The following is a 13833-nucleotide window of genomic DNA, read 5'->3' as shown; positions in this document are numbered from 1 at the left end:
CTCGGTATTGTTTCATCTTTTTATTAGGTCTTGTTATGTCACAGGCGAATGCCAATTTTACAAAAAATTCTCCAAACACAGAGAGTAAAGTGAGTGACTCAGGTCAGCTAAAAGAATTCCGTACCCCACCGCATAACCTTGCCATCGAGCAAGCGGTCTTAGCAGCCTTAATGACGGTTGCAGAATCTTTTGAGCAAGTTAGTGACTTACTTAAAGAAAATGATTTTTATGCAACACGTCACAAATATATCTATCGTGCCATTGAGAAACTGGCACAAGAAAACTCGCCTTATGATGCTGTTTTGGTCAATGATTGGTTGCTCAAACAAAACTTGTTAGATGCCATCGGGGGTGAAGAATACTTGATGCAATTGATGGCAGACTCTCCATCAAGTTTCTATAACCTTGAAATTTATGCAAATAAAATCAAGGAATTTTCAACTCTGCGTAACATGATCAAGATCAGCAGTGATATTTTACAAAATGCCTATGACACCAAAGGTCGCCCTGTCAGTGAGATTCTTGATTTAGCAGAAACCAGTATTTTCTCTTTGGCCGAACAGCACAATAACAATAAAAAAGATTCTGGGCCTAAATCCATCAGCTCTGTCACTGCAGATGTCATTACTAAATTAGATGAATTGTCTAAACTTGATGGCAACATTACCGGTTTAACCACGGGCTTCTTGGAACTCGATAACAAAACCTCGGGAATGCAGGCTGGGGATTTAATTATTGTTGCGGCACGTCCATCAATGGGTAAAACCACATTCGCCATGAACTTGGTTGAAAGTGTACTGCAATACAACCGCCTGCCTGCTCTGGTATTCTCAATGGAGATGCCAGCAGACTCGATTGCCATGCGTTTAATTTCAGCCATGGGTAAAGTCCATCAAGGGCATTTACGTTCAGGTAATCTCGATGCAGACGAATGGACCAAAGTGACAGGCACCATTCTGCAATTGCAAGAAATGCATCTCTATATCGATGACTCGTCTGCCCTACCACCCACCGAACTTCGTGCCCGTGCTCGTCGTGTGGCCAAAATGCATGATGGGAAAATCGGCTGTATCATGGTCGACTACTTACAGCTGATGAAAGTACCTGGTATGGGCGATAACCGTGTCGGCGAGATCTCGGAAATTTCACGAAGCTTAAAAGCCTTAGCCAAAGAAATGCAATGTCCTGTGATTGCACTATCGCAGCTGAACCGTAGTTTGGAGAACCGACCAAACAAACGCCCAGTCATGTCAGACTTGCGTGAATCGGGTGCGATCGAGCAGGATGCCGACTTAATCATGTTCATTTACCGTGATGAAGTCTATAACAAAGAATCCAAAGAAGCAGGTACAGCCGAGATTATCATCGGTAAACAGCGTAACGGTCCAATTGGTAGTGTTCGTCTTGCCTTCGAAGGCCAATATACCCGTTTTAGTAACCTCTCGCCTGAGTTCTATGCTCAATATGAGGATGAGGAATAAGCCCTTCGCGATTCAAATTGCATTATCTCATTTCCTAGCCGACCCAAAGGAGAAATCAGGGTGCGCCAAGCAACAGTTTATATTGACAGTGCAGCACTGCAATATAATTTAAACCGTGTTAAACAACTTGCTCCACATTCAAAAATCGTCAGTATGGTCAAAGCCAATGCCTATGGACATGGAGTTAAGCACTGTTTAGCCGCCTTAGAGGCCACGGACGCTTTTGGTGTCGCCTGTTTAGAAGAAGCTTTGGAGATCAGGCAACTGGGATATACTCAACCCATTACCCTGATTGAAGGTGTATTTGCTGAAGATGAAATGACACAAGTTATTGAACAGAAACTTGAATGTATTGTCCATCACGCACAACAAGTTGAATGGTTGATTCAACATAAAACCGCTTACAACACATTAGGCTTAAAAGTTTGGGTCAAACTAAATAGCGGCATGAACCGCTTAGGTTTCAAAGTCGATGAAATCATTAAAGTCATTCAACGTTTAAAAACTGAAGGTTTTACCTGTGTACTTGCCATGCATTTTGCCAATGCTGATGTAGAGCATCCTTTAAATGAACAGCAGAAACAGCAGTTCTTACAGGTCAAACAAGCCTGTGAACCAATCTTGGTGTCTTGCTGTAATTCTGCTGCAATTTATAAATATCCTGAACTGCATTTTGATTTTGTTCGTCCCGGTATCATGCTTTACGGCGCATCACCTTTTGCCGATAAAAACGTACATGAACTCGATCTAAAGCCTGTCATGACCTTTAGTGCCGAAATCATTGCACTGAATCAGATTCAACAAGGTGAGTTTGTCGGTTATGGTTCAACCTATTCAGCCACATGTCCGACAGAGATCGCGATTGTTTCGATTGGCTATGGTGACGGCTATCCACGTGCGTATATCAAACAAAACTTTGTTGCCATCGACCAACAACTGGTCCCCGTTGTTGGTCGTGTCAGTATGGACATGATCGCGATTGATATCAGCACTGTTAAAGCAGAAATTGGCACAAAAGTTGAGCTTTGGGGCCAATCTCGCTTGGTTGATGATGTAGCAGCAGCCAACGGAACCATCGGCTACGAGCTACTTTGCCGCCTCACCCAACGCCCAATACGTCAATTAGATAACTAAACATGACTTGATCAATTTTTGGGTTTTACCTCTAATAAGGGTTTTAACCCATCCGATTCAGCATGTTCAAACTAATTTACGATAATCAGCTTTATAAAATGCCGATCCAGCAATTGGTTCTGTTTATGATCCGAATTTCGATCGGCATTTTTTTCTTTACTACAGGTTTCAACAAGCTTTTCGTTGAAAAAAACAAACTGATTATGCTAGAAACGATGACCGAAGCAGGCATTCCATTTCCAGAAATCATGAGCAGCTTTGTGTCAGCCACGGAGATGTTCGCAGGTTTATTCTTGATTATCGGTTTGTTAACTCAAATCAGTAGTATCTTGTTATTTATAATCTGTCTAACCGCTTTATACACGGTTGGGATCCATACCATCCCCAATGGATTAGACACGACAAGTTGGCTTAGTTGGTTCTTCTACATCCATGACCTGTTGTATATGTTTATTCTTGCGATACTGATTACATCTCGACCAAGCATCTTGTCGCTGGATCGCATCCTAAGCAAAAACAGACCAACCTCTTAGGATAATTCCCTCTCAAAAGGCTCTATGCATTCTTTTGAGAGAGACTTAACGGAAGTTATAAACCGTAGTCAGCAGTTGGTTTTGGCAATTCTTGCAAACCACGGCGCAAAGTCTCTGACCATTGTTTACTGATTTGGGTAAAGTAAGGATCATCTTCACCAATACGCTTACCTTCTGGAATTATAAAACTGTCTTTATGGTAAACCAAGGCATCTAAAGGTAGGCCGACTGAAACGTTAGATCGCAAAGTTGAATCAAAAGATATGAGTGAACAACGTAGAGCATCATCTAAGGGCATATCATAGTACAAGGCACGATCTAAAATCGGTTTTCCATACTTACTTTCACCAATCTGAAAATAAGGCGTATCAATGGTTGCACAAATAAAGTTGCCCTGCGGATACACATTATACAGCTGCATTTCTTCGCCTTGAATCTGCCCGCCGACCAAGATGCTACAAGAATAATTCATCTGTTCTTGCGTATCGCTGGTAATATCTTCAAGCACTTTACGTAATGTTTTACCCACCAGCTCAGCCACTTCAAACATGGTATTGGCACTATATAAGTTGGGTTCTTGGTGCAGCGCCAAAGCATTTTGCAAATGTCCTATCACAGCCTGAGTCGTTGCTAGATTACCCGATGTTTGTAGCGCAATAAAACGCTCGCCTTCCACTCCAAAGGTATGCAATTTGCGAAATACAGAAATATGATCGACCCCAGCATTGGTTCGAGTATCACTAATCAATACCAAACCCTGCTCTAATCTTAATGCACAACAATAGGTCATCTTTCTCTCTTTATACTTAACATGCCAAAACCTGTACCACAGACATCATGCTTTCCACCCCACCTTGCTCACGTATGCCACGCACTGGTGCCACATCTAAGTAGTCGCGCCCGACCGCGACATAAATATGATTTTGGGGTGTAAATATCTGGTTACTTACATCGAAACAATACCACTCATTATCCACAAAAATCTCGGCCCATGCATGACTGGCAAGGTGCGGTTGATTTTCATCGTAGATATAGCCTGATACATAACGCGCTGGTAATTGTAGCGCACGACACATGGCAATTAATATATGTGCATGATCTTGGCAAACCCCCTGACCTGCATAAAATGCATCAATTGCAGAGGTCGTGACTGAAGTACTTTCTGGTTGATAAGGTACTTGTTCTAGAATTTTTTCAGATAAAACAATCAAGTGCTGCCGATCTTTTGTCGTCACAATCGAATGTGCGAAATCCGACATGGTCAGGTCACAGCCAGTCATCGCAGTTCGCTGTAAAAAAATCATCGGTGAAATATCTGTCTCGACATAACCCAACTCCGTCGCATGCAAATCGACCACACCTTGCGCCATGATGGTCAGATATCGATAATCATGGCGTTGTGTTGCAGTAATCCACAGATTGTTAAATGCATCACGCTGACATGAATATTGTCCAGGCACACTGATATGCCAATTTTCAATGCTTTGATGCCGAGAACTCTGTGGCATCATTTTGATTGACTGGACACTATTCCGTGCAACTTCGCTATAGCGATAATGTGTCTGGTGATTGACCATAAGTTTCATGAGGATGCCTCAAATTGATTTTCCAATTTATAGGTAAATGCATAAAACTGACTCAAGTATGGCTGTTGTTTTAAAACCTCCCAACAGGGTTGTAAATCTTGCCATCCCAACTGGAATAACTGTTCAAGCGTCGGATCTATGGTATCAAATACCGTATGAAGATTATGTTGAAATCTAAAATAGGTATCGATTTGCTCAATACATTGCCCAATATGAAAGAATAGAAAAATATCTTCTTGTTCTGCTTTTAGGATCTCACAACAATTTTGCACCACAGTTTGAATCGCGAATCCATCCGCAGCCGTACTTTTAATCAAATAATTCAGTTCCGCATAGGCTTGTGCCGTCAATAAACCTCTTAATTCCTGAATATTGTCACGTGCAATCTCAAGTTGGCTTAACAAGGAATAAGGCTGCTGTCGGTCTAACATGAATTGGTTCAAGTTCTCTGCATCTTCAATATGCAAACAAAGCGCTTGTGCAAATTTTGAAGCCTGCTGATCATCTACAAAAGGTAGCTGTTCTGCCACATAGGCAATGCGGAATAAATAACGTCCTAACCAGTAAATATGTTGAGCACTTGAACTAAGTAAAAGCATAAATTTCCTCCCTTTTCTTTATATAAATGCCACAGCCCAGCTTACATCCAAGCTGTGGATATACCGCTTAGGAACGCAAGCTTTCAACCACCCAGGTATCTTTAATTCCGCCACCCTGAGAAGAATTAACCACCAAAGAACCCGCCTGCATAGCAACGCGTGTTAATCCACCTGGCACAATTTCAGTACGATAAGGTGAGCTGAGTACAAAAGGACGTAAATCAATATGGCGTTCGGCCACGCCTTCCATGGTCAGTGTTGGTGCAACGGAAAGTGCCAATGTCGGTTGGGCAATATATAAATGCGGTGTTTCAATCAATTTCTGTCTAAAACAATCGATTTGTTGTTGATCTGCTTGCGGACCAATCAACATGCCATAACCACCAGAACCTTGTGCTTCTTTAACCACCAGTTTTTCCAAATTGCTCAACACATAATCAAGTTGCTCAGCCTCTCGACATTGATAAGTGGGCACATTATTTAAAATCGGTGCTTCGCCTAAATAAAATTGAATCATTTGATCGACATAAGGATAAATCGATTTGTCATCTGCAACCCCAGTTCCGGGCGCATTGGCGATCACAACATTATGTTGTAGATAAGCAGACATTAAGCCAGCCACACCTAAGCTGCTATCAGGCCTAAAGCTAAGTGGATCAAGAAAATCATCATCAACACGGCGATAAATCACATCTACCTGCTGACGACCACGAATAGTTTTGACATAAACTTTCTCATCTTCAACAAATAAATCCCGACTAGTCACCAGTGGTACATCCATTTCCCGTGCTAGAAATGAATGCTCATAATAGGCGCTGTTAAAACGTCCAGGCGTAAGCACGACAATCAAAGGCTGATCAACATAGGCATTTTCTTCCAAAATTGCTCTTAACAGACTTGGATATTGCTCAATCCCTTGTAAATTATTGCTACTACATAAATCAGGCATCAGTTTCTGACTGATTTTGCGGCTTTCCAGCATATAAGACACACCCGATGGTGTACGTAAATTATCTTCCAATACAAAGAAATCGCCTTGACCATCACGAATGATGTCAATCCCACTGATTTGCGAATAAACCTTTCCTTTCAACTGATGCTTTAACATGTGTGGCTGAAAAGCCTCATGGGCAATCACTTGTTCCGCAGGGATTAAACCTTCTTTTAAAATATGCTGACCATGATAGATATCGTCTAAAAATAAATTCAGGGCTTTTACCCGTTGTGCACAGCCTGTTGCAATTTTTTCCCATTGTTTTTTTTCAATCACACGTGGAATAAGGTCATACGGAATGGTTCGTTCTGCGCCCTCCTGATCACCATAGACATTAAAGGTAATCCCTTGATAGAGAAAATGCTGCTTCGCTTGTGCTTCTAAAGTCTTTAAATCTTCAAGACTACGGATACTCAGCCATTGTTCAATTTTTTTCGATGCTTCACCGTTAAAACTTTTATCATCTAACATCTCATTAAAAAATTGTGATTTCAGTTGCTCAAATAGATTTGTACTAACATTGAGCTGAGGAATAAATGTAGACGTATCAACGGGAACTGCTGTATTTGGTTCTGCTGTAAAATAATCTGTACTGATATGTAGGCTGTTCTCTTGTTCTGACATAGAAACCTCGTCTCATCATTTATTTATATTTAAACAAAGCAATTTCAATGCCACTTATATAAATGATCAATTTTCAACCAGAACTAGAATATTTAAGCAAAAATGCCCCCATTTCAGTCGTAAATACGTAATCTGGATCAGATGGACTTGATAATTAAGTATAGTTTTTTTATTGTGTCTGCTTTAGACCATTGAATTACGTATTACGCTTATGTCATCCGTACAAGAAAAAGAAACATCCAATAGCCTTTATCGCCAATGGCAAATTTTATCCCGCCTTTCAACTGGGAAATGGATGGGTACTCGTGAATTACAAGAAATATTAGAACGAGAAGGTATTGATATCAGTTTGCGTACAATCCAGCGTGATTTAAACCAGATTGCCCAACGCTTCCCGATTGAAAGCAATAAAACCGTGCCTCAAGGTTGGCGTTGGCGCTCGGATGCACCGATTCAGAGCTTGCCACATATGACCAGCTCACAAGCCGTTACGTTTATGATGGTCGAAGAACATTTACGTCACTTGCTTCCACCGAGTTTATTAGAAGAAATGACACCTTGGTTTGACCTCGCCAAACGTAGTTTATCGACCCAGAACAATGTCAGACAATGGATCAACCGTGTGCGTATTGTGCCGGCAACTCAACCGCTGATTCCACCAGTAGTCGATAAACACGCGCAACAGGCGATTTACGAAGGTCTATTACAAGACAAACAAATCGAATGTATTTATCGTGCCCGAACTCATCAAGGTGAAGATAAGAGCTATATCCTCAATCCATTAGCCTTGGTTCAAAAAGGTGCAGTGATTTATTTAATCTGTACCCGCAATGATAAAACTGACGTACAGACTTTTGCATTGCACCGCTTTAAGGCAGCAACGGTATTGGAAAGCCGTGCCTTACATCCTGTGAACTTTGAAATTGATAATTATATTGAATCTGGCGCACTCGGATTCCGTGTTGACTATAACAAGCCAACTGAACAAATTCAGTTAAAGCTAACGATGACCGAAAGTACAGCCAAAAGTTTCTATGAAAGCCAACTAAGTAAGGATCAAATCATCCAACACTTAGAAGAGAATATCGTTGAAGTTTCTGCAACGGTTCCATTTACTTCACAATTGGTCTGGTGGCTTAGAAGCTTTGGTAAAAAAATCCTCAATATCGAGCCTGCAGCGGTCTACAATGCAGTCAAAGAAATCGAAGATCAATCCCAATAAAAAAGAGAACCTCACGGTTCTCTTCGATTTTTTATAAATTTTATTATCAAACACTCAGTATTATTTTTATTGTTTAAATGTTCAAACCAACCTCTCTCCCCGCCTTGATCAAAATTGGTTTGTACCTTTTTAAGCGCTTTGATTTAAATTAACATCGGCACGCTAATTCATAGCCATTGTAGCGGATTCTCTTTTTGGTCATGCTTAAACCCTCTTTGTTTGAACGTAGAATCACTATAACGAGGATTATTTGGGCTGTGAAATAACAAAGATTGGAATCAAAAGCTGTTTTTTTGCTATTGCTGATCTTTGAGCCAAGATCAGCTTATTCTTTATCGGATAATAAAGTTTCGAAACGATGCAAATGAGTAAAACGTCCCGCCTGTATCTGATATTGATCAATTTGTGGGACTAAGCGCTGAAAATGTTCCGATTGTACATGTAAATCCAATGCCTCACGATCTATCCATTCTTCAATAAAAACAAAATGTCCTGTTTGCTTATGATCATGATACAGATCATAGGCAATACAGCCTGCTTCAGTTCTCGTTTTCTCTATCAATTCCTGATAAAACGTTAATACCTCATTAATTTTATCTGGCTGGATATAGTCTTCAGCAATCAGTTTTAAAATCATTTAAGCCGCTCTCCCTAAATATTTACTATAAAAAAAGCTCTCAAATTCATGAGAGCTTTTTTATCATCTATTCAGCTTATGCTGAAAACGGATGACGCAATACAATTGTTTCTGCACGGTCAGGACCAGTTGAAACGATATCAATTGGGCAACCAATTAAAGTTTCAATACGACGTACATATGCCAATGCATTTGCAGGAAGTTGATCAATTTGAGTCAGACCTACAGTTGATTCGCTCCAACCTGGCATGGTTTCATAAATTGGTTTCAAGCTTTCGAATGAAATCGCATCAGAAGAACCTGCACAGCCTGAATCTACATCTTCATAGCCTACACAGATTTTTACTTCTTCTAAACCATCTAATACATCAAGCTTCGTTAAGCAAATACCAGATAATGAGTTCACGTCAACCGAACGACGTAAAATCTCAGCATCGAACCAACCACAACGACGTTGACGACCAGTAGATGCACCAAACTCATGACCAACTGTACCTAAGTGACGACCAATCGCATCACCTGTGTCTGTTGCTGCATCATAATGCAACTCAGTTGGGAATGGACCTGCACCTACGCGTGTTGTATATGCTTTGGTAATACCCAATACATAATCTAAATGCAATGGGCCCATACCTGAGCCAGAGCTTACGCCACCTGCAGTGGTGTTTGAACTGGTTACAAATGGATAAGTACCATGGTCGATGTCAAGCAATGAACCTTGCGCACCTTCAAACATGATTGCCTTACCTTCTTTGCGGTAATTATGCAGTACAGTCGTTACATCAATCACTAATGGTGCAAGCACTTCACGCCATTCGTTGCACAATGCAAGTACGTCTTCAAACTTAACTTCCTCAACGCCATAGAATTGAGTAAGTTGGAAGTTATGCAGCTCAAGCATTTCCTGAAGTTTTTCTTCAAGCAAAGCACCACCACGAATCAAGTCTGCAACGCGTACAGCACGACGTGCAACTTTGTCTTCGTAAGCTGGACCAATACCGCGACCTGTCGTACCAATCTTGGCATTACCACGTTTTTTCTCGCGTGCTTGGTCAAGCGCGATGTGGTTTGGCAAGATTAATGGACAGTTTGGAGAAATACGTAAACGTTCTTTAACAGGTACGCCTTCTTGTTCCAAAATCGCCATTTCTTTAATTAGGGCTTCAGGAGAAAGAACGACACCATTCCCGATTAAGCACAATACGTTTTCACGTAAAATACCTGATGGAATGAGGTGTAATACAGTCTTCTTACCACCTACGACAAGCGTATGACCTGCGTTGTGTCCGCCTTGATAGCGTACTACCGCAGCCGCTTGATCTGTGAGCAGGTCGACGATTTTACCTTTTCCTTCGTCGCCCCATTGGGTACCAAGTACCACAACATTTTTGCCCATAATAGCCTCATTACATCATGCTGTTAAAATTGGAAACCAAGTTTTAAATCACTTGGCAATTAAATTTTTTCAATTACCCATTGTCCATTTTGAGCCACCAACTGATGGGTCGCATATGGCACTGAGCTTAAATCATCATTACCCAACAACTGCACCACACGTGAACCTTGGCCACGCGCCTCTGCAATTGCATTTAATAAATCTTGATCATTGCCTTTTGGTGCAACCACAGTCTCAATTTCAACAAACTGTGTCGCGCCTAAAGCATATAAATCACAACTAAATCCGGTTGCTGGACGTGCACGTCCAAAGTGTTCACCGATACCATCATAACGACCACCTTGAGCCAGTGGTGCTGCACGATTTGGTGCATAAATGGCATACATTAAACCTGTATGGTAGTGATAACTACGCAACTCCACCACGTCGATGCCAACATTGAGGTCAGACCAACGCAATTGGATTTGTGCCAATGTCGATTTCAAAGCATCTAATGCAGTTTTAAAGTCAACATCATTTAAAATATCTTGGCTTAAATGCGTTTGTAATGCATCTAGATCGCTTGCATAACGACCTAATGCATAAAAATCCGCACCCATACTTAAATCTTGAGTGAACGCTTCCAATTCTGGCAATGCTTTACGCTGATATAAATCAGAAAGTTCACTTTCTGTATTTTTATTTAAACCAGCACGCTTAACCAAGCTACGGAATAAACCCACATGACCTAAATCTAAGTGAGCCCCTTCTAAAGTATGGGTATGCTCAATTAATGCGAGCATAACATTGATCATTTCAACATCGGCTTCAATGCTGTCATGACCATACAACTCTGCACCTAACTGTAAGGGTGCACGTGTTGCATTAAAATTCTGTGGTTTGGTATGCAATACTGAGCCTGCATAGCAATAACGTGCCACACCTTCAATTGGTCGAACATGGGCATCAATACGCGCAACTTGCGGTGTCATATCTGCACGAACGCCAAGTAGACGACCTGAAAGCTGATCAATAACTTTGAAAGTGACTAAATCTAAATCTTGATTAGATTCTGAAAGTAGCGAGAGCGATTCGATGTATTCAATAAATGGCGTATACACCAATTGATAACCTCGAACTGCGAGGAAATCTAACGCTTCTCGACGCAAGGTTTCAACCACTTGCGCTTGTTCTGGCAATACATCTGCTACCCCGTCAGGGAGCAACCATGTCTCTGAAATGGCCATGTTCCAAACCTAAAATCTGTTCAATGTGGAAGCATCCACACAAAAAGCAACCACATAAAAAAATCGGGTGAATGCCCGATTCAGCGTAGTGTAGCACGAAGATTTATGTGATGCACCTTCGAATTTGAATAAATATTTATAGTTTAATGCCTTATTCACTTAATCATCGAGATGAAATTTATGAATAGATTCAATAAATTAAAACCACACACCAAGAGTATAAGCCCATGTTCTTATCGCTAAGAACTGCCTAACATCTGAACTATCGTCCTAGTTATAATTGATCAAGTTTGATTTTCTATAGCATTGATTACTAGGGGGTTAAACGCAAAAAAGCCTATCCAAAATTCCGCGCCTCTTAAACAGCTATCACCCGAAATAAATGAAATACCCTAAAGTCCTGTTCTCCGCTTATATATTAAAAAATCACACATTCCATTTTTTGATTTCTTTCGCCTGAACCAAGAGCCAAAGACTCCCATTCGGGTATAAACACAAAACTATGTCTAAAGTAAAAATTCACTGCTCGCTCATTTTTTGGAGATACACTTAATACAATCCTAGAGTGTCCTTTAGAAACTGCTAAATTCTTAATTGCTGAAATCAGCAGATCGGCTACCCCTCTAGCACGGAACATAGGATTAACCCACATAGCGATCACATTAAATTCATCTGCAGTGTTTTGAGTTCCACCAATAATACCAACTGCCTGTCCTTCTTTAATTGCTAAAATATATTGATGTTGATTCTTGTGCGAGGCACGATTACGCCATTCTGACTCACTATATTTCTCTGCAGTGGCATAATTAACAGCGAAAACATTAGGACTATCCAGTAGAGATTCTAAACGAACAGTTTTTAGGATTTTCCAATCCTCCTCGGTGGTGAGACGAACTACCAATTCATTCAAGTTTTGGCTCATAAAATACCTCGAACTAATCGCAAATCTGAATTTTTATAAAAGATTCTCAGAAATTAGCTTAGATTTATTCAGTTCCTTTCCCACCTTTTACTACAATTTCTAGCAAATTCACCATTTCAACATTCTGTTTTTCTAAAGCAGCGATATTTGCCACAGTTCGATCTAAAACCTCTTGTTGTACATGCATCTTCTTGGCCAGATCTTGCATAATTTCCAAACTCTTTTTCAGATGTAGCTCTAGGTGTATAACCTTTTCTTCAAGGTGTAGCACCTGACTATCTGAGTTTGGTACGTCTACGCTTTTAAGCTGAAACCAGAATAAAAAAGCCACCGCCACCAATAAAACAGCAATAAATCCCCAAATCAACATCAATGTCATGCGACACCCCAGATTATTTTTATATCTTATTTAAAATATTAATCACAAAAAGTTTCACACAAATCTAACAAGCGATTTGCATAACCCCATTCATTATCATACCACGCAAAAACTTTTGCTTGATGCCCCACCACCATGGTTTGAGTTAAATCTACAATCAAAGAATATGGTGAATGATTAAAATCACTTGAAACCAAATCCTCATCCGTTACTTGCATAATCTGAGCATAATCAAATTGCGCCGCTTTGCTCAAAACCTCGTTGACCTTGTGCACAGTAATCGGTGAATGCGAAACAAAAGTGAGATCAATGGCCGCCACATTAATGGTCGGTACACGAATGGAATAACCATTGATCCGATCTTCCATTTTCGGCATCACTTGCTTCAATGCTCCCAAGGCACTCGATGTGGTTGGAATAATATTTTGCCCTGAGGCACGTGCGCGACGTAAATCCCGATGGGCATGATCCAAAACCGATTGATCGGCTGTGACCGCATGGATTTCTGTCATTAATGCGGTATCAATACCAAAGGCATCATCAATAATTTTGACCAACGGCACTAAGGCCTGCGTAGTACACGACACACTGGAGATGATTTGATCTGTGGCTTTCACATCATTGTGATTAACACCATAGACAATCGCAGCGTCTACAGAATCAAAAGGCGCAGCGCCGATAATCACACGCTTGGCACCTGCCTCAACATGACGAGTCGCATCAGCACGTGAACGGAATAGACCGGTACATTCAAGCACCACATCAATATCTAAGTCGCCCCAAGGCAATAATTCTGGCTGAGCCTGCTTAAAAACCTGTAGCTTTAACTGACGCTGATTAGACTGGATATTCAGAAAAATATGTTGATTTTCAATTTGAATTTCAACTTGACCGGCAAAACGACCATGTGTGGTGTCGTATTTAAACAAATGCACCAAGGTCTGCACATCAGCAATATCATTGATGGCAACAATATCAAACTGAAATTGCTTAGGACTCTCAAACCACGCACGTAATACATTCCGACCAATTCGACCAAATCCATTGATAGCGATACGTTGCATGTAGCGTCCTTATTCATCAAAACATCATCTTTTCTA

General features: G+C 40.8%; 14 protein-coding genes. 4 read left to right on the top strand and 10 right to left on the bottom strand.

The features are described from left to right. Positions 1-35 precede the first annotated feature (35 nt). The 3 genes from dnaB to F957_RS12340 all read left to right on the top strand — a co-directional run bounded on the left by dnaB (position 36) and on the right by F957_RS12340 (position 3148). A complete protein-coding gene (gene dnaB / locus F957_RS12330) occupies positions 36-1481 on the top strand; it encodes a replicative DNA helicase (protein WP_005204716.1) in 1446 nt (481 codons plus the stop codon). 60 nt (positions 1482-1541) lie between these two features. Further along, positions 1542-2615: an alanine racemase gene (gene alr, locus F957_RS12335; protein ID WP_016540969.1), complete on the top strand. Its 1074-nt coding sequence runs from the start codon at positions 1542-1544 to the stop codon at positions 2613-2615. 62 nt (positions 2616-2677) lie between these two features. Then, a complete protein-coding gene (locus F957_RS12340; protein ID WP_016660288.1) occupies positions 2678-3148 on the top strand; it encodes a DoxX family protein in 471 nt (156 codons plus the stop codon). A 55-nt stretch (positions 3149-3203) separates the two neighbouring features. Here the strand turns inward: F957_RS12340 and F957_RS12345 are convergent, their stop codons facing one another. The 4 genes from F957_RS12345 to F957_RS12360 all read right to left on the bottom strand — a co-directional run bounded on the left by F957_RS12345 (position 3204) and on the right by F957_RS12360 (position 6951). Further along, complete coding sequence (locus tag F957_RS12345) at positions 3204-3938, bottom strand: proteasome-type protease (RefSeq protein ID WP_005293001.1); 735 nt, start codon at positions 3936-3938, stop codon at positions 3204-3206. Between the two features lie 16 nt (positions 3939-3954). Beyond that, positions 3955-4734, bottom strand: a complete 780-nt coding sequence (locus F957_RS12350) for a transglutaminase family protein (protein WP_016660287.1) — start codon at positions 4732-4734, stop codon at positions 3955-3957. Continuing rightward, entirely contained in the window at positions 4731-5333 is a 603-nt protein-coding gene (locus F957_RS12355; protein ID WP_016540967.1) for an alpha-E domain-containing protein, read from the bottom strand. The genes F957_RS12350 and F957_RS12355 overlap by 4 nt, the downstream gene beginning before the upstream one ends. Positions 5334-5400: 67 nt before the next feature. Beyond that, a complete protein-coding gene (locus F957_RS12360; RefSeq protein ID WP_016540966.1) occupies positions 5401-6951 on the bottom strand; it encodes a circularly permuted type 2 ATP-grasp protein in 1551 nt (516 codons plus the stop codon). 211 nt (positions 6952-7162) lie between these two features. Between F957_RS12360 and F957_RS21780 the strand changes: the two genes are divergently transcribed. Continuing rightward, entirely contained in the window at positions 7163-8173 is a 1011-nt protein-coding gene (locus F957_RS21780; RefSeq protein ID WP_016540965.1) for a helix-turn-helix transcriptional regulator, read from the top strand. 325 nt (positions 8174-8498) lie between these two features. On the opposite strand, the gene F957_RS12370 is transcribed toward F957_RS21780, so the two are convergent. The 6 genes from F957_RS12370 to F957_RS12395 all read right to left on the bottom strand — a co-directional run bounded on the left by F957_RS12370 (position 8499) and on the right by F957_RS12395 (position 13797). Beyond that, on the bottom strand, positions 8499-8810 hold the full coding sequence (locus F957_RS12370; protein WP_016540964.1) for a putative quinol monooxygenase: 312 nt from the start codon (positions 8808-8810) through the stop codon (positions 8499-8501). A gap of 76 nt (positions 8811-8886) precedes the next feature. Beyond that, positions 8887-10206, bottom strand: a complete 1320-nt coding sequence (locus F957_RS12375) for an adenylosuccinate synthase (protein WP_016540963.1) — start codon at positions 10204-10206, stop codon at positions 8887-8889. Positions 10207-10265: 59 nt separating this feature from the next. Further along, positions 10266-11432 carry an ATP phosphoribosyltransferase regulatory subunit gene (locus tag F957_RS12380; protein ID WP_016540962.1) on the bottom strand — a complete coding sequence of 389 codons (1167 nt, stop codon included), beginning with the start codon at positions 11430-11432 and terminating at the stop codon, positions 10266-10268. A 418-nt stretch (positions 11433-11850) separates the two neighbouring features. Beyond that, positions 11851-12354 carry a GNAT family N-acetyltransferase gene (locus tag F957_RS12385; protein WP_016540961.1) on the bottom strand — a complete coding sequence of 168 codons (504 nt, stop codon included), beginning with the start codon at positions 12352-12354 and terminating at the stop codon, positions 11851-11853. Positions 12355-12418: 64 nt separating this feature from the next. Continuing rightward, complete coding sequence (locus F957_RS12390; RefSeq protein WP_016540960.1) at positions 12419-12733, bottom strand: hypothetical protein; 315 nt, start codon at positions 12731-12733, stop codon at positions 12419-12421. 38 nt (positions 12734-12771) lie between these two features. Beyond that, the gene (locus tag F957_RS12395; RefSeq protein ID WP_016540959.1) at positions 12772-13797 is read right to left on the bottom strand and encodes a type I glyceraldehyde-3-phosphate dehydrogenase; all 1026 of its coding nucleotides are present in this window, start codon (positions 13795-13797) and stop codon (positions 12772-12774) included. Positions 13798-13833 lie beyond the last annotated feature (36 nt).

The organism is Acinetobacter gyllenbergii CIP 110306 = MTCC 11365 (assembly GCF_000413855.1).
Classification (GTDB): Bacteria; Pseudomonadota; Gammaproteobacteria; order Pseudomonadales; family Moraxellaceae; genus Acinetobacter; species Acinetobacter gyllenbergii.
Note: the sequence above shows the minus strand (reverse complement) of the source record. Positions and strands in the feature narration are given on the sequence as shown.

Excerpts from the sequence above, each read along its gene's own strand:
- dnaB (WP_005204716.1), top strand. The coding sequence starts at position 36 with ATGTCACAGGCGAATGCCAATTTTACAAAAAATTCTCCAAACACAGAG.
- F957_RS12340 (WP_016660288.1), top strand. The coding sequence starts at position 2,678 with ATGTTCAAACTAATTTACGATAATCAGCTTTATAAAATGCCGATCCAG.
- F957_RS12345 (WP_005293001.1), bottom strand. The coding sequence starts at position 3,938 with ATGACCTATTGTTGTGCATTAAGATTAGAGCAGGGTTTGGTATTGATT.
- F957_RS12350 (WP_016660287.1), bottom strand. The coding sequence starts at position 4,734 with ATGAAACTTATGGTCAATCACCAGACACATTATCGCTATAGCGAAGTT.
- F957_RS12355 (WP_016540967.1), bottom strand. The coding sequence starts at position 5,333 with ATGCTTTTACTTAGTTCAAGTGCTCAACATATTTACTGGTTAGGACGT.
- F957_RS12360 (WP_016540966.1), bottom strand. The coding sequence starts at position 6,951 with ATGTCAGAACAAGAGAACAGCCTACATATCAGTACAGATTATTTTACA.
- F957_RS21780 (WP_016540965.1), top strand. The coding sequence starts at position 7,163 with ATGTCATCCGTACAAGAAAAAGAAACATCCAATAGCCTTTATCGCCAA.
- F957_RS12370 (WP_016540964.1), bottom strand. The coding sequence starts at position 8,810 with ATGATTTTAAAACTGATTGCTGAAGACTATATCCAGCCAGATAAAATT.
- F957_RS12375 (WP_016540963.1), bottom strand. The coding sequence starts at position 10,206 with ATGGGCAAAAATGTTGTGGTACTTGGTACCCAATGGGGCGACGAAGGA.
- F957_RS12380 (WP_016540962.1), bottom strand. The coding sequence starts at position 11,432 with ATGGCCATTTCAGAGACATGGTTGCTCCCTGACGGGGTAGCAGATGTA.
- F957_RS12385 (WP_016540961.1), bottom strand. The coding sequence starts at position 12,354 with ATGAGCCAAAACTTGAATGAATTGGTAGTTCGTCTCACCACCGAGGAG.
- F957_RS12390 (WP_016540960.1), bottom strand. The coding sequence starts at position 12,733 with ATGACATTGATGTTGATTTGGGGATTTATTGCTGTTTTATTGGTGGCG.
- F957_RS12395 (WP_016540959.1), bottom strand. The coding sequence starts at position 13,797 with ATGCAACGTATCGCTATCAATGGATTTGGTCGAATTGGTCGGAATGTA.